This window comes from Ruegeria sp. TM1040, from assembly GCF_000014065.1.
In the GTDB taxonomy this organism is placed as follows: Bacteria; Pseudomonadota; Alphaproteobacteria; order Rhodobacterales; family Rhodobacteraceae; genus Epibacterium.
Map to the genome: position 1 here is coordinate 1979617 of NC_008044.1, position 17662 is coordinate 1997278.

Below are 17662 nucleotides of genomic sequence, written 5' to 3' on the forward strand. Positions count from 1 at the left end.
AGGGCGGCCCGTGATGCGTCATCGCCTGAGATCAGGCTTTGGCCAGAATGCCCCAGATCTCATCCTTGAGAGCAGCGCGTTTTTTGCGCATGTCGTTCTCGGCCTGCTCGGACACCGGTTCCACATTGGTTTCGGCCCGGTGCACGGCGCGGTTCACCTCGTGGTACTCATCCGCAAGCTTGGCAAAATGCGCGTCCGACTGCTTGAGTTCGCTCATCAGAGCGGCTTTTTCGGGGAATTCCTCGGCCAGTTCATGAGGGGTATGGGACATCTTGTTTGCTCCTTCAATGCGTTGTTTGACAGGAGCTTAGAAGATGACTCGCAGACGAACTTTGACCGGGATCAAGTTTTTGGGGAATTCCAAACCCCAAATGACGTGCGGCCAGCATCGCTGCGATATCCGGGCCTCAAGTCAAGGTGCCGCACCAGCGCCCGATTTGAAGCACCGCAACATATTATTCCCTGTGGTGGCAAAGGTTGCAGCCGTGTGAAGAGCTGTGCAGCTGCTCCACCCCACTCCGACAAGGAGCAGATCTCTGATCGGGCACAGGGAGAGGAGTAAAAGGACAGCTTTCAAATCGGGGTGGTCTGCTTTGAGCCCTTCACAGCTATAAAGCGTTGTTCGCTGGCTCGGATTATGCGAGCCGTTTCTTCCATGACAGACCTGTATTTGACCGAGCCTGACTTCGAAGCTGAGATTACGATCCTTACCGAAGAGCAGCGAGGGCGCCAAACGCCGCCACACAACTACATTCGCTGGGATTTCGGCTATGCAGAGGACAATCCTCTAGAGCCAGAGCGCAATCTGGATGCAGAAATCTACATGATTTGGCCAAATTTTCTGGATACCGAAGGCACACCTATTCAGAAGGGCATCCCGCTTGTAGGAACATACAAGGCTTGGATGCACATCTTGGTGAGAGAAATGGTGTGCTACCACCGGAAACGGATATCGGTTGGTCTAAAATTCAATTGCTATGAAGGCGGCCAGATCGTGGCAAGAGGGGTCGTAACAGAGCTTCGGGCCATTTCGCTCAACGGCAACTAAATACCGCTTTCCGACCACAATGACTTTCAGGCATGTCTATAAAAAACCGCCCCTCTGCGGATGCAGGGGGCGGCTAGGCGTGACTAACAGTGCAGGGTTCAACGCTGCGAGGTCTGCCAGTTCGGGTTGAACCACGGCTCGGCATTCGACGAAGGCAGACGGCGCCCCAGAATGTGATCGGAGGCTTTCTCGCCGGTCATGATCGAGGGCCCGTTGAGGTTGCCGTTGGTGATGCGCGGGAAGATCGAACTATCCGCCACCCGCAGCCCCTCGACGCCAATCACCCGGCATTCGGGGTCAACCACCGCCATCGGATCATCCACCGCACCCATCTTGCAGGTGCCGCAGGGGTGATAGGCGCTCTCGACATGTTCGCGCAGGAATCCGTCGATCTCCTCGTCCGTTTGCAGGTCGGTGCCCGGCTGGATCTCGTGTTTCACAAAAGGCTTCATCGCATCCTGTGCAAAGATCTCACGCGTGAGGCGGACGCATTTGCGGAAATCGATCCAGTCCTGCTCGGTAGACATGTAGTTGAACAGGATCTTTGGCGCGGCGTTGGGATCGGCGCTGGCCAGCGTTACCTCGCCGCGCGACTGCGAGCGCATCGGGCCGACATGGGCCTGAAAGCCGTGGCCCTCGGCCGCCGCCTGCCCGTCATAGCGCACGGCGATCGGCAGGAAGTGATACTGGATGTCGGGATAGTCGATCCCCTTGTCCGAGCGAATGAAGGCCGCGCTCTCGAACTGGTTCGAGGCCCCGAGCCCGGTCTTGGTAAAGAGCCACTGCGCCCCGACCAAGGCCTTGCCGAAGAGGTTCCAGTATTTATAGAGCGTGATCGGCTTCTTGGAGGCAAACTGGAAATAGAACTCCAGATGGTCCTGCAGGTTCTGGCCAACGCCGGGCCGGTCCGCGATGACGTCGATGCCATGTTCGGCCAGATGTGCGGCGGGGCCAATGCCCGAGAGCATCAGGAGCTTGGGCGAGTTGAGCGAAGACGCCGCGAGGATCACCTCGATATTGGCGCGGATGACTTCGATCTTGCCGCCGCGCTCGACTTCGACACCGACGGCGCGGCCATCCTCGATCACCACCTTGCGGGCCAGCGCGCGGATCAGATCGCAATTGTCGCGCTTGAGCGCAGGTTTCAGATAGGCATTGGCGGCAGACCAGCGGCGGCCCTTGTGGACGGTCATCTCCATCGGGCCAAAGCCCTCTTGCTGCTGGCCGTTATAATCCTTGGTGACCGGATACCCCGCCTGCTGCCCGGACTTCACAAAGGCATCATGTAGCGGGTTGTCGCGGGGGCCACGGGTGACATGCAGCGGGCCGTCGGTGCCGCGCCAGTCGGGATCGCCGCCATGGCCGCGATCATCCCAGGTTTCCATACGTTTGAAATAGGGCAGCACGTCGGCATAGGACCAGCCGGTCGCGCCCGTTTCGGCCCAGTGGTTATAGTCGCCCGCGTGGCCGCGCACATAGACCATGCCGTTGATCGAAGAGGATCCGCCAATGACCTTGCCGCGCGGCGTCACCAGCTCGCGCCCGCCCAGATGCGGCTCGGGCTGGGATTTGTAACCCCAGTCATACATCGACATGTTCATGGGGTAGCTCAATGCGCCGGGCATCTGGATGAAGGGGCCCGCATCCGTGCCACCATGCTCGATCACCAGCACCGATTTGCCCGCCTCGCTCAGACGGTAGGCCATGGCGCAGCCTGCGCTGCCCGCCCCAACAATCACATAATCCGCGTTCATCGCGTCTCTTCTCCTATCACCGGCTGAGACCCTGCCCTGCCCCGCCTCACGGCGCCGCAGGACATAACCTCTCTGGTCGCCCGCGTCCTTTTGGGGGACGGGGCGGGTGGGTGGGCGGCGCCCAAAAGGACGCGCCCTTACAGTTGTGTGTCGCCTTTAGAAGGCTGCTTCGCAGTCGCCCATGCGCACGTAGACCGACTTCACCTGGCTGAAGTGCTTGATCGCTTCCTTGGAATTTTCACGCCCCACGCCAGAGGCTTTGACGCCACCAAAGGGCGCCTCGACGGGTGCGTCATTGTAGGAATTGATAAAGCAGCTGCCGGCCTCAAGCTGACCGATCACCCGGTGCGCGCGGGTGAAATCCTTGGTGAAGACCCCTGCCGAGAGACCAAATTCGGTATCATTGGCGCGGGCGATCACCTCGTCTTCGCTCTCGAAATCCAAAACGCACATGACCGGGCCAAAGATCTCTTCGCGGGCGATCACCATATCGTCTTTGACATCGGCAAAGACCGTGGGCTCCACAAAAAAGCCATCCATATCAGCGCGGTTGCCACCACAAATCAGGCGCGCGCCCTCGGATTTGCCCTTCTCGATATAACCGAGCACGATCTCCATCTGGCGCTCGCTGACCATCGGGCCAAAGTTCACGCTCTCATCCATCGGATCGCCCAGTTTGGCTGTCGCAGTGCGCTCGGCCAGACGGGCGAGGAACTTCTCCTTGATGTCCTTGTGAACAAAGACGCGGGTGCCGTTCGAGCAGACCTGACCCGAGGAATAGAAGTTGCCGTTGATGGCACCGGAGATGGCGCTCTCGATGTCGGCGTCTTCAAAGACGATCATCGGGGATTTGCCACCCAGCTCCATGGTTACATGTTTCATGCCCTCAGCCGCAGCCGCATAGACCTTTTTGCCGGTCGGAACGGAGCCGGTGAGCGAGACCTTGTCGACGCGCGGGTCCGTGACCAGTTTGCCGCCCACTTCGCCCATGCCCTGAATGACGTTGTAAAGCCCGGCTGGCGCGCCGGCCTCCATCAGGATCTCGGCCACCTTGAGCGCGCAGAGCGGCGTGGTCTCGGAAGGTTTGAACACCATGGCGTTGCCACAGGCCAATGCCGGTGCGCCCTTCCAGCAGGCGATCTGGGTGGGGTAGTTCCACGCGCCGATCCCCACACAGAGGCCAAGCGGCTCGCGCACGGTATAGACCCAGTCTTCGCCAAGCTGGATGTGCTCGCCGGTGAGGCTGCCCGCGAGGCCCCCGAAATATTCAAGTGCATCCGCACCAGAGGTGGCATCCGCGACCAGGGTTTCCTGCAGGGGCTTGCCGGTGTCATAGGTTTCCAGCACCGACAGTTCGTGATTGCGTTCACGCATGATGTCGGCGGCGCGGCGCAGCACCCGGCCGCGCTCGGTGCCGGACATCTTGGCCCATTCTTTCTGCGCAGCCTCAGCGGCGGTCAGCGCCTGCTCGACGATTGCAGGTGTGGCCGCGTAAACGGTGGCGATGGTCTCGCCAGTGGCAGCATAGATCACCGGGATCGGGGTGCCGGAGGTGTCTTCGACATATTCGCCATTGATGAAATGGCTGGCTTTGGGCTGGGCCGGATGTGTCATGTCTTTCGCCTCATTCATGTTCGAGGTCAACGGAATGCCCCGCGAGGGTGCGGAGCGCTGTCAATAGGCCTTCGCGGACCTCTCGGGCACGCGAAGCTGTGCGGTTTCTTTCGGGGACCGGCACATGCAGGAAAGCCGCCGCGGCGTCTCTCGTGAATGGGTCGGACGGCAGCGCCCCACATGCGGGGACGCTGCCAGCGTGTTTAGTGTACGGTCTCGATCTTGGAGAAATCGAGGTCGTTTTCTTCGGGGCTGGCTTTGATCGCCATGACCTCTTCGCGCTTGTTGACGAAGATATAGATCAGACAGGCCACATAAAGACCGATCACCACGGCACCGATCCACTGGATCTGCAGCCACTGGCTCTGGAAGGCGACGGTCAGCGCAAAGAGCACAACCGCATTGCCCAGGATATAGGGCAGCTTGCCAAAGCGTTTGCTGGTGAGGTTCAGGTTGTCGGTATAGAGGCGGATCAACGAGTCAAACGAGTTGATCACAAAGATCACGCCCACAACCACCATGGAGATATTGATGACGAGCGTCGTCGGGATCTCGTTGAGGTGGTAGTAGTAGAGCACCGAGAACCACACGCCGAGCGGGATCGACGGGAAGATCAGCAGCGCGGCCAGCACCTGCCAGGTCTTCAGACCACCCACAAAGCGCGAGGTAAACTGACCGATCATGATCGACCATGCAAACCACCAGAACAGGTAGAACTCATGGTAGTCGGTGAGTGGCAGCACGAACTTGTGGATATTGGCGAAATAGCCGCCGATGTTGGAGGCGGTGCCCGCAAACTCGCCCAGCCCCATGCCGGAATAGGCCCACATCCCGAGGATCAGCAGCGCAAAAAGGCCGGTGGAGCCCAGCGACAGGATGCGCACATATTTGATGTCGGTCGAGGAGAAGGCCGCAAACAGGATCACCAGGAAGGTGATGACGTAGAAGGCCGGGATCACCGTCTCGCCGTCGCCCATGAAGGTGGCGTAATAGGGCAGATAGATCAGGAACAGCGCACCGGTAAAGGCACAGGTGCCGATGATGACGATGTTGTTGATCCACTTGACCACCGGGATCTCGAAGAACTTCACGCGCGGTTCGATCACGCAGAAGTAGAAGGTGGTCAGGAAATAAAAGCCCCAGATCAGGAAGCCCCAGAACCCGAATTCAAGCGCCAGCGGGTTTGTGAACCCATAGGCGGGCTCGGTTGCGGTGTCGGCATAAAGCGGGAAATCCCACGCCAGCGGAAACATCACGAGCCCGACGTCGAGGCCGGATGTGAACAGGATTGCGATGAAAGTGAACAGCGGCACGGGCGTGACACCGACCACCTCCAGGTTCCACCACTTGATGACGCAGAATGCCACCAGCGCAAAGGCCAGCAGAATGCCTGCGGAGATCAAATAGGTCATTCGTTTTTCACCTCCCAGTGAAGTTTGTCGCAGGCGGTCCCTCTGGTGCCCGCGTTGAGCGATGTTATTGTTATTGGCAGCGACGGCCTGGAACGCCCTCGCCTGAATAAACTAACCAAATTTTGAATGGTCATTCAAGTTTTGGTTTTTCGAGGACAAATATTGAATAATCCGCCGCAGTGGCGCAGTCTGATTTTATGGCACGTAAACGCATTCGCGACATCCGCAACGAAGAGCTTATTGAAGCAACGATCATCACCGTCCACAAACGTGGCTACGGGACTGTAACCATGGCGGAAATCGCGCGTGAAGCCGGGGCTTCGGCAGCGTCGATCAGCTATTATTTCGGCTCCAAGGAAGGGCTGATGGAAGCCACAATGCGACATCTGTTGCGCAAGCTGCGCAAGGCGATGGTCGAGGGCTATGCGCAGGCCCGATCACCACTGGAGCGGCTCTATGCAGTGATGGATGCGAACTTTGCAGATTCGCTGTATAGCGTGCCGCAATGCAGCATCTGGATGCAGTTCTGGGCCAATGCGCCCTACTCTCCCAGTCTTGCCCGGCTGCACCGGATCAACCGCGCGCGGGTGCGCAGCCATTTTGTCGCCGAGTTGAGCCAATTGGTGCCCGCCGATCAGGTGGAAACCGCGCGCCAGGCCCTGCAGAGCTATATGGATGGCGTCTGGCTGCAGGCCGCGCAATCGGAACAGCCGCTGGACACTGAGGCGGCCCGCACTGCGGCGCATCGGGTGGTGGATCTCGTCACCTCGCGCGCGCTGGCGGCCTAAGCGCAGGGCGCAGCCCATGCGCCGGGGCGCTGCCCCGGACCCCGGGATATTTGAGGTTAGAAGAAGGCCGCGGGCTCAGCCCTCGCGGCGGTAGACCAGTTCGGTCCCGCGCGGAAGGTAGATCAGCGCCAGTTCGGTGTCAGTGAGGCGGGCAATGGCGTAGCACAGGCTGGTGCCGGAATTGTTGTCCCAGGTAAAAAGGAAGGGACCCACGTCGCCCGCCTCGGCGCAGGGTTTGTGCAATGAGAGGTATTCGACCGATGTTTCCGCCCCGGCATAGGCGTTTATGCGCTCGGCCCCGCTGACGCGAAAGCTGTCATTGGGATCGATGGTGGAGCGCCAGAGACCCTGCAGGCTGGCCAAGAGCTGATCCGAGCGATCCTCGGGCTCTGGTCGGATGGCGCGCAGAACCAGTTCTGACGTGGTGTCAAAAAGATCCTCTCGCAAACCCTCGAGCGTGTAGCGTCGCCCGCGGATGGCTTGCTGGATCTCCTGCCAGAGCGCGGCGGAGGTGCGCCCGTCGTCATAAACCAGATAGCGCCGCCCGGCGCCGATGAAGGTGCAAAAGCTGGCATAGGCGGTGGTTTCCGCATCACAGCCTTGAAACACGGCTTTGGTGCTGAACCCGGACTGAACCACATGGCGCGCCGGGACGTCGGATTTGATCGGAGTGAGATGGGCGCTGAGGTGGTGTGTAAAAGTCCTGCGCGCGGCGTCGGACCCAGTGTCCGGATCTGCGGCTGGCCGCGTCTGGGCTGTTGGGTCGGGTGCAGCGGCGCCCCTGGTGTCGATCCGTGCGAAATTCTCCTGGCGAAAGCCACGGCGCGCGCACCCATCTTCGCCCTTGATTTCAAAATCCGTGTCAGCAACGCAAAACCCAAGCCTGTCATCGGTGAAGGCCCAGCCCTCGGTCTCTACCCGCAGATAATAAAACCGGCTTGTCGACGCGGAAGAGAGCACCTCTGTACAGCTGCCAGCAGGCAGATCCCACCAGCCTTTTGAGGTCCAGTCGCCCGCCTCCTGAAAGCCGATTGCCACCCGCTGCGCCGCGGTGGTGTCGTTGCACAGGTCAAGCGCCGCCTGCCCCGCAGACGGCAAGGCGAGCGTAGCGGCCAGCAGGCACAGGCGCCTAACAGCCGGGAACGACATGAGGGATCATTTTGTACATCACGATGCAAACATCTATGACAGAAGTGTAACACTCTGACGACAGGTGCAGCGGCCCTTAACGGGCTTTTTCCATGATATTACGGTGATATATCGTGATCAGGACTTTGTGGCATGCGGGGCGGGGGTGATGGCGCGCCGCTTTACCATCGCCTCGCGCCAGGTGATGAAGGTCACCGCGCCAAGGATCATGGTGCCGCCCACGACCACCCAGACATCGACGCTTTCGCCAAAGGCCAGCGCGCCAAGAAGCGTGGCCCAGATCAGCTGCAGGAAGGTCACCGGCTGTGTCACCGTCAGCGGCGCCGAGGCAAAGGCCAGCGTCATCGTATAGTGGCCAGCGGTGGCAAAACAGGCGACCCCAAAGAGCAGCGCCAGTTCAAAGAGGGTCGGCGTGACCCAGTTGGCCAGTGCAAAGGGCGCAAGTCCGATGGTCACCCAGATCGACAGCATCGCCACCACAACGGTGGGATTGGTGCGCCCGACCATGGTTTTGGCCAAGAGGTATGAGAGTCCGAAGGCAAAGCCAGTGATGAGCATTGCCAGATGCCCCGGCGACACCTCGCGAAAGCCCGGGCGCAGGATCACCACCACCCCAAGAAGCGCCACCCCGACGGCTGCAATGCGGCGAAAGGCGAGTTTTTCGCCCATAAAGATCGCCGCTCCCAGTGTCACATAGACGGGCGAGAGGTAATTCATCGCTGTGACCTCGGCCAGCGGGATGCGGGTCATGGCAAAAAACCACATGATCACACCGAGCGCATGGACCGCGCCGCGCAGCGCAAAGAGACCATGCAATTGGGACGTCCACTCCACCGCCTTGATCGAGCGGATCATCGGGATCAGGAACACCAGCCCCAGCAGATAGCGCAGAAAGGCACTCTCGGCGGGGGGAATGCGTGGGCCCATGTATTTGACGAGCGCCGTGACCGCGACAAAGTTCAGCCCCGTCACCAGCATCCAGAACACGCCGCGCATCGGATTGGAGGTGGGCTCTGTGGCCGGGGCTTTGGTCTGGGATACATCGCTCATGCGCGCAAAAAGACACCTATTGCGGCGGCAAGACAACCCTTCACTTGTGAAATATTGTACCCCTTTCAGGGATGCAATTGTGCGTCGGCCTGACCGGCAGCTGCGCGGGGCCCAGCACTGACGGCGCCCTGGCAGGCGGCTTTCTGCCTGACGTGATGTTGCATCGATGGGTGCTTGCCTTTGCGAAAGAGGCGCATATAGTTCTGGTCGTAACCAGCAGAGGAAGACCCGATCCATGATCCAGACCCTTGCCGCATTCGCCCTGTTTGTGTCGCTGCACGTGGTCCTTTGTCATGTCCTCTCCCTCCGCTTGCGTCCTGCTCGACGGGTTGCGCTGGTCCGCCGCTGACGCGCGACCGCTTTTCTCTGATCTTACCCTTCATCTGCAATCCGGACGGATGGGTCTTGTCGGCCGAAACGGCTCTGGCAAGACAACACTTCTGCGTCTGATTGCAGGCGACCTGCCCCCTGAGGGCGGGCGCGTACAGGTCTCTGGCCGTCTGGGATGGATGCGACAGGAGGTGGCCAGCGCGGCGCATCTCACGGTGGCTGATCTCTTTGGGGTAGCCCCTGCCCTTGCGCGGTTGCGGCGTATCGAGCGCGGCGTGGCCACGGACACCGACCTGGCCGAGGCAGATTGGACGCTGCCCGCGCGCATTGAGGCAGCCTTGCAACGCTGCGGGGTGTCCGTCGCGCCAGAAGAGCCGCTCGCGCCGCTTTCGGGAGGGCAGCGCACGCGTGTGGCGCTGGCCGCGCAGATCTTTCAGGCACCCGATATTCTGCTTCTGGATGAGCCCACAAACACGCTTGATGCCGAGGGGCGCGCCATGGTGCGGAGGCTGCTGCGCGACTGGCGCGGCCTTGCGCTGGTGGTGAGCCATGATCGCGCTGTTTTGGAAGAGATGGACGCGATCGTGGAGCTGCGGGCGGGTGGCGCCCAGCGCTATGCAGGCCCTTACAGCCAGTATCGCGCCGAGCGGGACATGGAGCTGGCTGCGGCCTATCAGGACCTTCATGAGGCCGAGAAGACCCGCAAGGAAACCATGCGCCGCGCCCAGGACGCCACAGAGCGCAAGGCCCGGCGCGACAGCCAAGGCCGGGCGGCGCGGGCGTCAGGAAGTCAGCCCAAGGTGTTGCTGGACAAGGCAAAAGAACGTGCCGAGGCCTCCAAGGGAGCGGGCGTTCGGCTGCGCGAGGCCCGGCGCACCGAGGCCGAGGCCGCCCTTGCTGATGCGCGTGAGCGCATAGAGGTGCTTGAACCGATCCAGATGGAGATCCCCGCAACCGGCCTGCGGAACCAGACGCGCCTCGTCGCGCTGCAGCACATCACCGCGGGCTATGGCCCCCATACGGTTTTGCGGGATTTTTCACTGGAGATCACCGGGCCGGAGCGGATCGCCGTGATGGGCCCCAATGGCTGTGGCAAGACCACGCTGTTGTCACTGATCCTCGGACATCTTGAGCCACACGCCGGGCACATCACGCGCCCGGCAGAGGCGGCACTGCTGGATCAGCATCTGAGCCTCTTGAAGAGCGACGAGACGCTCTTGGAAAATTACCTTCGGCTCAACCCCGGTGTGGGAGCGCAGGATGCCCATGCGGCGCTGGCGCGGTTTCGGTTTCGCGCCTCCGAGGCGCTGTGGCAGGCCGCGGCGCTCAGTAGCGGGCAGCGGCTTCGGGCGGGGCTCGCCTGCACGCTGGCACGTCCAACTCCGCCGCCGCTTCTGGTGCTGGACGAGCCGACCAATCACCTTGATTTTGAGGGGCTGGAGGCACTGGAGGCGGCGCTTTTGGGGTATGACGGTGCGCTCATCGTGGTGAGCCACGACAGCGCGTTCCTTGACCGGATCGCTCTCACCCGCCGCCTCGTGCTGCCGTCTCAGCGCTCGGGCAGCGGGATAAATTCACTGTCATCGCCCGGTGGCAGCTGAAAGCGGGGATTGCTGGCAAAATCGCCGCGCGCCCAGGCCTGTTTGGCCTCTTCGATCTTCTCCTTGGAGGAGGCGACGAAGTTCCACCAGATGTGGCGCGGCCCGCCCATGGTCTCACCGCCGAGCGCCATCAGCCGCGCGCCTTCGGGACCTGCGGTGACCGTGATCGCATCACCGGGGCGAAAGACCATCATCTGCCCGGCGCCAAAGGTCTGGCCTGCGATCTCGACTGCACCACGGGTGATATACAGCCCGCGGTCCTCGTGGTTGTCGGGCATCGGCAGCTTTGCCCCCGCCTCCAGGATCACGTCCGCGTAGAAGGTTTCCGAGTGCATGGTGACAGGCGCGGTCTCTCCCCAGGCGGTGCCGAGGATCAGGCGCACCTCTTTGCCTTCCCCCAGCAGATGCGGCAGGGCTTCTTTGCCGTGATGCTCAAACACTGGCGCCATGTCTTCCTTGTTTTCCGGCAGCGCGATCCAGGTCTGGATGCCAAAGAGGCTGCTCTGGCCCTTGCGGGTGGCTTCCGAGGTGCGCTCGGAATGGGTGACGCCGTTGCCAGCCACCATCCAGTTCACCTCGCCCGGATAGATCATCTGATGGGTGCCGAGGCTGTCGCGATGCTCAAACTCACCCTGATAGAGGTAGGTTACGGTGCCAAGGCCGATGTGAGGGTGCGGGCGCACGTCGATGCCCGCGCCGGTGAGGAATTCTGCCGGACCCATCTGATCAAAGAAGATGAACGGCCCCACCATCTGCCGCCGGGGCGCAGGCAGGGCGCGGCGCACTTCGAAACCACCGATGTCGCGCGCGCGGGGCACCACCAGCGTCTCGATACTGTCGAGATTGCCCGCTTCGGGGCACATGGGTTCAAGTGTCGGGTTCCAGCTCATGGATCTGTCCTTTCCTCGCCGCTTTCCTTCAAGCTAGGCGAAAGACAGCGTTCTGGCAGCCCTTTGCTTTTGCACAGGGTCTGCGCAGGGTCTCACATCAGCGCGAGCTTGACCGCAAGCGCCAGCATGACCACGCCGATCAGCGCGTCCAGCACCTGCCACGCGCGGGGGCGGGCAAAGATCGGTGCCAGCAGCCGCGCTCCATACCCGAGCGTGAAAAAGAACACAAAAGAGGCCGTCACCGCACCAAGGCCAAAGACCCAGGCCGGCGTATATTGCGCCGAGATCGCGCCCAGCAGCACAACCGTGTCGAGATAGACATGCGGATTGAGCCAGGTGAAGGCGAGGCAGGTCAGAACCGCTGGCCAGAGCGCGGTCTGAACCCCCTGCCCCTCGGTCGAAAGCGCAGCCCCGCCCGTCCACGCCGAGCGCAGCGACCGCAGCCCGTAGCCGGTCAGGAACAGCGCGCCGCCGATGCGCATCACGGGCTCGAACCACGGCAACGCAGAGGTCAGCGTCCCAAAGCCCGCAACCCCCGCCGTGATCAGCAGCGCATCCGACAGAGCGCAGGTCAGCACGATTGGCAAGACATGCTGGCCGCGTATCCCCTGCCGCAGCACAAAAGCGTTCTGCGCGCCAATCGCAAGGATGAGGCTGAAGCCAAGGCCAAAGCCTGCCATCAGAATTGGCAGCATGTCTGGGGTCATCGGGAGGGGCTGCATGGCGTCTGTCCTTTGGGCTGTGTGCGCCGCAGTCCTGCGGCTGCCTTTGACTAACCAGCCGGGGTGGCGTAATCAAATTAAAGATACTGTGGCATATTAAGACTGGCTAATGCGATACGATCCCCTTCAACTGGCGGCTCTTTCGGCGGTGCTCGACCTTGGCAGCTTTGATGCGGCCTCGGCGGCGCTTGGGGTGACACCCTCGGCGATCTCACAGCGGATCAAGGCGCTGGAGGATCGCATCGGCACGCCCCTCGTCAATCGCTCAAGCCCTTGCACTGGCACAGAAACCGGGCTTCGGATTGCCAAACATGCAGAGGATGTCGCGCTCCTTGAGCGTCGCCTTAGCCGGGACTTGTCGCTCGAGGGCGCCGAAACACCCGCGCGGCTCAAGCTGGCGGTCAATGCGGACAGTCTTGCGACCTGGTTTGTCGAGGCGATGGTAGCGGCGGGGGATGTGCTGTTTGATCTTGTGATCGACGATCAGGACCACAGCACCGACTGGCTGCGCCGCGGGGTGGTCTCGGCGGCGGTCAGCGCCGAGCCGCGTCCGGTTGCGGGCTGCGATGTGCATGCGCTTGGGCATCTGCGCTATGTCGCAACGGCCAGCCCCGCCTATATGGCGCGCTGGTTTCCGGGTGGCGTGACGCCAGAGACCGCAAGCGTCGCGCCCTGCATGGTGTTCAACGCAAAGGATCGGCTGCAACACCGCTGGCTTGCGCGCCATGTCGCCCCCGGCCTCACACCGCCCTCACATGCGTTGTCATCGACGCAGGCCTTTCTCGATGCGGCGGCCGCGGGGCTCGGCTGGGGCATGAACCCCGAGACACTGGCCGAACCGCATCTGGCCTCTGGTGCCCTGGTCGAACTGATCCCACAGAGCCCGCTTGAAACACCACTCTATTGGCATGTGAGTCGGATCATGGCCCCCGCGCTTGTAGAGATCACCCAAGCCGTGCGCCGTGCTGCCAGCGCCAATCTGCATCCGCCCCCAAAGGCCTCCAACGCGCGTGCTGGCCGTGGCGGGTGAGTTGATGCTAGGCTTGGCCTATGCTGTCAGTGCCCCACCTCCCCAAAGGATCGTTTGCCCATAGCGTCTGGCTGCATCTGGTGTTGCCGCGTGCCGCAGTTCTTGCCGCGCTCTGGGCCATGAATCAGAGCCTGCAGCTGCCGATCTGGCTGGTCTACCCGGCAGCGGTTCTGGATGCGGGGTTTCTGGTCTGGCAGCTCTGGCGTTATCATCAGGCCGCCGAAGCCCATATCCGCGACACCGGCGCAATGGCGCCGAGTTGGGGCGGGTATCTGCTGTGTCTGCTGGCGCTGTTATCAAGCGCAACCCTCTGGTGGGACACGGTTTTGATCGCCAACATGCCGCCCCCCGAGGAACAGCACAGCGAACAGATGCGCCGGGCGCGCGAAGCGCTGTATCAACTCACCCTCAGCGCCGATGGGCGCACAGTGCAATTTGAGGGCGAGATCACCTATGGGCTGAAGGCGCGGCTGGCGCAGATCGTAGAGAACGCTCCGGATCTGCGCGTGATCCATCTCGGCAGTCCGGGTGGGCATGTCTTTGAAGCGCGCGGTGCGGCGCAGGTGATCATGGGCGCGGGTCTCGAGACAACGGTGAGTGAAGCCTGCAGTTCGGCCTGCACGCTTTTGTTCATGGCCGGAACACGGCGCCACCTCGACCCGCAGGCGCGGCTCGGGTTTCACGGCTACGGCCTCAGTGAATGGGTGCATTTACCCGGCTATGACATTGATGCGGCGCAGGAAAAAGACCGCGTCTTCTTTTTGGCGCAGGGAATGCAGCCCGGGTTTGCGGCGCGGATCTTTGACCGCCCCCCCGAAGAGATGTGGTACCCCGATCATGCTGAACTGCGCGCCGCAGGGGTTCTAACGTCCCCGTAGAACACCGCTGCGCGAGCGAAACAACCACGCATGAAGGGCCCCTTAGGAGGATCCAGAGGCAGATCTGCGGGGACGCGGTTCCGTCCCCCACCCCGCGAGGCGCGCGTCTTTTCACTCGTGCCTGTTCACTCAAGGCAAGGATCGCGATGCCCCCGACCGGCACAGGCCACCCAGAAAAGAAAACGGCCCCACGCCTGAAAACGTGGGGCCGGTATCACAAGCCTGCCTGATCCCAAGATCAGAGCTGGGCCATCACCTCGTCGGAGGCCTCAAAGTTGGTGGTCACGCGCTGCACATCATCGTCGTCTTCCAGCGCATCCACCAGTTTCATCAGCTTTTGCATGCCTTCGAGATCAAGCTCGGTGGTGGTGGTGGGCTTCCAGATCAGCTTGGTGCTCTCGGATTCGCCAAGCTCCGCCTCAAGCGCGTTGGACACCTCGTTGAGGTCGGTATCCGCGCAGAAAATCACATGCCCGTCTTCAGAACTTTCCACATCCTCGGCGCCCGCTTCGATTGCGGCCATCATCACCGTGTCCGCATCGCCCACAGAGGCTGGATAGGTCACTTCGCCCTTGCGTTCGAACATGAAGCCGACAGAGCCGGTTTCACCGAGGTTGCCGCCGTTCTTGGAGAAGGTCGAGCGCACGGTGGAGGCGGTGCGGTTCTTGTTGTCGGTCATGGTCTCGACGATCACTGCGACACCATTGGGGCCGTAACCCTCGTAGCGGATCTCGTCGTAGTTCTCCGCATCGCCCCCGGTCGCCTTCTTGATGGCGCGGTCGATCACGTCCTTGGGCACGGAGTTCGACTTGGCTTCCTTCACAGCAAGGCGCAGGCGCGGGTTCTTTTCAGGGTCCGGGTCGCCCATTTTGGCGGCGACGGTGATTTCTTTGGAAAGTTTGGAGAAGAGCTTGGACCGCGCAGCATCCTGGCGACCTTTACGGTGCTGGATGTTTGCCCATTTGGAATGGCCTGCCATGGTGCATCCTGTGTTTTGATTTCAGAAACTGGCGCTCATATAGCCTCTGAGAGCGCAGGCTTTCAAGCGCGGGCTGTTTTTCTTCTGCGCGCATCCCGATTTCCGGCCCCATAGACGGGCCGCGACACTGCTGCGTCCAGGGCTCAAGCCCCGTCGGTCGCATCGTGCAGGGACCACTGCCTCTTTCACGCAGAGTATCGTCGGCGATGCGATCTTTCTCCGCCCCCCTACCGAACGCCGCCTCAGCCGCATGGCGTGGATCAAGGGGCGCGCCGCGACATACCAAGGCGAGAGCGTTCCAGAGATTTTGGGCGCGACGCATCGGGCCAGTCAGATCATGCCCTAGAGGGAAGCCACCAGAGTAAACTATTGATTTTCCATGCATGAGGCTGCACTTCTGTTCTGAGACACGCGACATCCGAGCTTCTTCGGTGGCGTATCACGATGCGGCGGAGCCCCGAATGACATTGGATCAAACCCTGCTTTTTGGCCTCTTTGCGACCGTGTTCGGCCTGCTGCTCTGGGGCAGGTTTCGCTATGATCTGGTGGCCTTTGGCGCACTGATGGTGGCGGTGGTCCTGGGGCTGGTGAAGGCCGAAGATGCCTTTGCGGGCTTTGGTCATCCGGCCACCCTGGTGGTGGCGCTGGTGCTTGTGGTGTCGGCCGGGCTGGTGAAATCCGGGGCCGTGCATCTTATCACCCGGACACTGGTGGACCAGAGCCGGGCGCTTGGCGCGCATATTGCGCTGATGGGCAGCGTGGGCGCGGTCTTGTCGGCCTTTATGAACAATGTGGCCGCTCTTGCGCTCTTGATGCCAGTGGACATCCAGACGGCACGCAAGGCAGGGCGCACGCCAGGTCAGAGCCTCATGCCCTTGTCCTTTGCCACCATTCTTGGCGGCATGGCGACGCTGATCGGCACCCCGCCCAATATCATCATCGCCAGCATCCGCCATGACACGTTGGGCGAACCGTTCAAGATGTTCGATTTTGCCCCCGTGGGGTTGGCGGCGGCAGCGGCGGGGCTGGCCTTTGTGGCGCTGGTGGGCTGGCGGCTGATCCCGGATCGTTCGGGCGCGGCGGGCGCCACCGAGAGCCAGCTTGCCCCCTATATCGCAGAGCTGACAGTGCCAGAAGACAGCGATCTGATTGGCCAGCGGCTTGGCAGTCTGGATCCGGAAGCCGAGAAGGCCGATGTGGCCATCCTGGGGCTGATCCGCGGCGGGCAACGTCGCTATGGCCGGGCAGCGGGGGCGCTACTGCAGGCGGGCGATACCATCGTGCTGGAGGCCACCCCGGATGCGCTGGATGAATTCCGCGCCACGCTCAAACTCGATTTTTCCGATGCCGCGCGCGAAGAAAAGCTGAAGGCTGCGGGCGAAGGGCTCGAGCTGATCGAGGTGGTGGTGCCAGAATATTCCCGTATTGCGGGCCGCAGCGCGCAGGGCGTCGGACTCGCCTGGCGCCAGAGCGCGGTACTCCTTGGCATTGCGCGTCAGGGCGAGCGGCTGACCAAACATTTGCGCCAGACCGAAGTGGCGCCCGGAGACATCCTGCTGATCCTCTGCCCGCGCGATCGCGGGGCAGAGGTTGCAGAGTGGTTGGGCTGTCTGCCACTCGCGGCACGCGGTCTTTCGGTGACGGCCAATGACAAGACCTGGTGGGCAATCGGGCTCTTTGCCGCGGCGGTTCTGGCGGCGTCGGTGGGGCTGGTCTATCTGCCGGTGGCGCTGGGACTGGTTGCGATTGGCTATGTCTTGCTAAAGATCCTGCCTGTGGCAGAGATCTATGACCATGTGGAATGGCCTGTGGTGGTGCTCTTGGGGTCGATGATCCCGCTGGGACAAGCACTCGAAACGTCAGGCGGCACCGAGCTTCTGGCCCATGGGCTTGTTGAGCTGACCACAGGGCTGCCCGCCTGGGCGATCCTGACAGTGCTGATGGTGGTGACAATGACGCTGTCGGATGTGCTCAACAACACGGCGACCGCGATTGTGGCGGCGCCGGTGGGGATCTCCATGGCTCAGGCGCTGAATGTGTCGCCCGACCCCTTCCTGATGGCGGTTGCGGTGGCGGCCTCGGCGGCTTTCCTCACCCCCATCGGCCATAAGAACAACACGTTGGTGCTTGGCCCCGGCGGCTATAAGTTCGGCGATTACTGGCGGATGGGGCTGCCGCTCGAGATCCTTGTGATCGCGGTCTCGATCCCAGCGATCCTGTTCTTCTGGCCCCTCTGAAGCGCCCCAAGCACGCCGCGCGATGCGCGCCCCGCTGCCGAGGGTCTGAGGCACGCCTCACGACCGGCGACGGCGTGCCCTTGGCCGGGGTGTCCCATCACACCATGCGTTGCCCTTGCGGCAGCCCCACACGCAAAGATTGCGCGACTGGCCGCCTTGCGCCTAGGCTCTGGAGGAAAG

Annotated in this window: 15 protein-coding genes; 6 read left to right on the forward strand and 9 right to left on the reverse strand. The window is 62.0% G+C overall.

The window, feature by feature from the left end; translation table 11 throughout:
• Nucleotides 1-31 precede the first annotated feature (31 nt).
• Nucleotides 32-271 (reverse strand): YdcH family protein, encoded by a 240-nt coding sequence (locus TM1040_RS13825; protein WP_011539208.1) that lies wholly within the window; start codon nt 269-271, stop codon nt 32-34.
• A gap of 384 nt (nt 272-655) precedes the next feature.
• On the opposite strand from TM1040_RS13825, the gene TM1040_RS13830 reads away from it, so the two are divergent.
• Nucleotides 656-1048, forward strand: coding sequence for a hypothetical protein (locus TM1040_RS13830; RefSeq protein ID WP_254658827.1), 393 nt, complete (start codon nt 656-658; stop codon nt 1046-1048).
• 98 nt (nt 1049-1146) lie between these two features.
• On the opposite strand, the gene betA is transcribed toward TM1040_RS13830, so the two are convergent.
• The 3 genes from betA to TM1040_RS13845 form a co-directional block, all read right to left on the reverse strand.
• Complete coding sequence (gene betA, locus TM1040_RS13835; RefSeq protein WP_011539210.1) at nt 1147-2802, reverse strand: choline dehydrogenase; 1656 nt, start codon at nt 2800-2802, stop codon at nt 1147-1149.
• A 156-nt stretch (nt 2803-2958) separates the two neighbouring features.
• Entirely contained in the window at nt 2959-4416 is a 1458-nt protein-coding gene (gene betB, locus TM1040_RS13840; RefSeq protein WP_011539211.1) for a betaine-aldehyde dehydrogenase, read from the reverse strand.
• A 203-nt stretch (nt 4417-4619) separates the two neighbouring features.
• Nucleotides 4620-5828 carry a choline transporter gene (locus tag TM1040_RS13845; RefSeq protein WP_011539212.1) on the reverse strand — a complete coding sequence of 403 codons (1209 nt, stop codon included), beginning with the start codon at nt 5826-5828 and terminating at the stop codon, nt 4620-4622.
• 197 nt (nt 5829-6025) lie between these two features.
• On the opposite strand from TM1040_RS13845, the gene betI reads away from it, so the two are divergent.
• Nucleotides 6026-6616 (forward strand): choline-binding transcriptional repressor BetI, encoded by a 591-nt coding sequence (betI, locus tag TM1040_RS13850; protein ID WP_011539213.1) that lies wholly within the window; start codon nt 6026-6028, stop codon nt 6614-6616.
• A gap of 75 nt (nt 6617-6691) precedes the next feature.
• Here betI and TM1040_RS13855 read toward each other — a convergent pair whose 3' ends face one another.
• Nucleotides 6692-7765, reverse strand: coding sequence for a DUF1036 domain-containing protein (locus TM1040_RS13855; protein ID WP_011539214.1), 1074 nt, complete (start codon nt 7763-7765; stop codon nt 6692-6694).
• Nucleotides 7766-7882: 117 nt separating this feature from the next.
• Nucleotides 7883-8815 carry a DMT family transporter gene (locus tag TM1040_RS13860; protein ID WP_011539215.1) on the reverse strand — a complete coding sequence of 311 codons (933 nt, stop codon included), beginning with the start codon at nt 8813-8815 and terminating at the stop codon, nt 7883-7885.
• 293 nt (nt 8816-9108) lie between these two features.
• Here TM1040_RS13860 and TM1040_RS13865 point away from each other — a divergent pair, with 293 nt between their 5' ends.
• Nucleotides 9109-10746, forward strand: a complete 1638-nt coding sequence (locus TM1040_RS13865) for an ABC-F family ATP-binding cassette domain-containing protein (RefSeq protein WP_011539216.1) — start codon at nt 9109-9111, stop codon at nt 10744-10746.
• Here the strand turns inward: TM1040_RS13865 and TM1040_RS13870 are convergent.
• Together TM1040_RS13870 and TM1040_RS13875 are read right to left on the reverse strand one after the other, a co-directional pair.
• Nucleotides 10695-11636 carry a pirin family protein gene (locus tag TM1040_RS13870; protein ID WP_011539217.1) on the reverse strand — a complete coding sequence of 314 codons (942 nt, stop codon included), beginning with the start codon at nt 11634-11636 and terminating at the stop codon, nt 10695-10697. The two genes, TM1040_RS13865 and TM1040_RS13870, sit on opposite strands and share 52 nt — an antisense overlap.
• A gap of 92 nt (nt 11637-11728) precedes the next feature.
• Entirely contained in the window at nt 11729-12358 is a 630-nt protein-coding gene (locus TM1040_RS13875; protein ID WP_011539218.1) for a LysE/ArgO family amino acid transporter, read from the reverse strand.
• A 109-nt stretch (nt 12359-12467) separates the two neighbouring features.
• Between TM1040_RS13875 and TM1040_RS13880 the strand changes: the two genes are divergently transcribed.
• The gene (locus tag TM1040_RS13880) at nt 12468-13388 is read left to right on the forward strand and encodes a LysR family transcriptional regulator ArgP (protein ID WP_011539219.1); all 921 of its coding nucleotides are present in this window, start codon (nt 12468-12470) and stop codon (nt 13386-13388) included.
• 20 nt (nt 13389-13408) lie between these two features.
• Complete coding sequence (locus TM1040_RS13885; RefSeq protein WP_011539220.1) at nt 13409-14266, forward strand: hypothetical protein; 858 nt, start codon at nt 13409-13411, stop codon at nt 14264-14266.
• Between the two features lie 238 nt (nt 14267-14504).
• On the opposite strand, the gene TM1040_RS13890 is transcribed toward TM1040_RS13885, so the two are convergent.
• Nucleotides 14505-15245 carry a YebC/PmpR family DNA-binding transcriptional regulator gene (locus tag TM1040_RS13890; RefSeq protein WP_011539221.1) on the reverse strand — a complete coding sequence of 247 codons (741 nt, stop codon included), beginning with the start codon at nt 15243-15245 and terminating at the stop codon, nt 14505-14507.
• A gap of 461 nt (nt 15246-15706) precedes the next feature.
• Between TM1040_RS13890 and TM1040_RS13895 the strand changes: the two genes are divergently transcribed.
• Nucleotides 15707-17482, forward strand: coding sequence for an SLC13 family permease (locus TM1040_RS13895; protein WP_011539223.1), 1776 nt, complete (start codon nt 15707-15709; stop codon nt 17480-17482).
• Nucleotides 17483-17662 lie beyond the last annotated feature (180 nt).

Excerpts from the sequence above, each read along its gene's own strand:
- betI (WP_011539213.1), top strand. The coding sequence starts at position 6,026 with ATGGCACGTAAACGCATTCGCGACATCCGCAACGAAGAGCTTATTGAA.
- TM1040_RS13890 (WP_011539221.1), bottom strand. The coding sequence starts at position 15,245 with ATGGCAGGCCATTCCAAATGGGCAAACATCCAGCACCGTAAAGGTCGC.
- TM1040_RS13880 (WP_011539219.1), top strand. The coding sequence starts at position 12,468 with ATGCGATACGATCCCCTTCAACTGGCGGCTCTTTCGGCGGTGCTCGAC.
- TM1040_RS13865 (WP_011539216.1), top strand. The coding sequence starts at position 9,109 with ATGTCCTCTCCCTCCGCTTGCGTCCTGCTCGACGGGTTGCGCTGGTCC.
- betA (WP_011539210.1), bottom strand. The coding sequence starts at position 2,802 with ATGAACGCGGATTATGTGATTGTTGGGGCGGGCAGCGCAGGCTGCGCC.
- TM1040_RS13875 (WP_011539218.1), bottom strand. The coding sequence starts at position 12,358 with ATGCAGCCCCTCCCGATGACCCCAGACATGCTGCCAATTCTGATGGCA.
- TM1040_RS13885 (WP_011539220.1), top strand. The coding sequence starts at position 13,409 with ATGCTGTCAGTGCCCCACCTCCCCAAAGGATCGTTTGCCCATAGCGTC.
- TM1040_RS13855 (WP_011539214.1), bottom strand. The coding sequence starts at position 7,765 with ATGTCGTTCCCGGCTGTTAGGCGCCTGTGCCTGCTGGCCGCTACGCTC.
- TM1040_RS13825 (WP_011539208.1), bottom strand. The coding sequence starts at position 271 with ATGTCCCATACCCCTCATGAACTGGCCGAGGAATTCCCCGAAAAAGCC.
- TM1040_RS13830 (WP_254658827.1), top strand. The coding sequence starts at position 656 with ATGACAGACCTGTATTTGACCGAGCCTGACTTCGAAGCTGAGATTACG.
- TM1040_RS13860 (WP_011539215.1), bottom strand. The coding sequence starts at position 8,815 with ATGAGCGATGTATCCCAGACCAAAGCCCCGGCCACAGAGCCCACCTCC.
- TM1040_RS13845 (WP_011539212.1), bottom strand. The coding sequence starts at position 5,828 with ATGACCTATTTGATCTCCGCAGGCATTCTGCTGGCCTTTGCGCTGGTG.
- TM1040_RS13870 (WP_011539217.1), bottom strand. The coding sequence starts at position 11,636 with ATGAGCTGGAACCCGACACTTGAACCCATGTGCCCCGAAGCGGGCAAT.
- betB (WP_011539211.1), bottom strand. The coding sequence starts at position 4,416 with ATGACACATCCGGCCCAGCCCAAAGCCAGCCATTTCATCAATGGCGAA.
- TM1040_RS13895 (WP_011539223.1), top strand. The coding sequence starts at position 15,707 with ATGACATTGGATCAAACCCTGCTTTTTGGCCTCTTTGCGACCGTGTTC.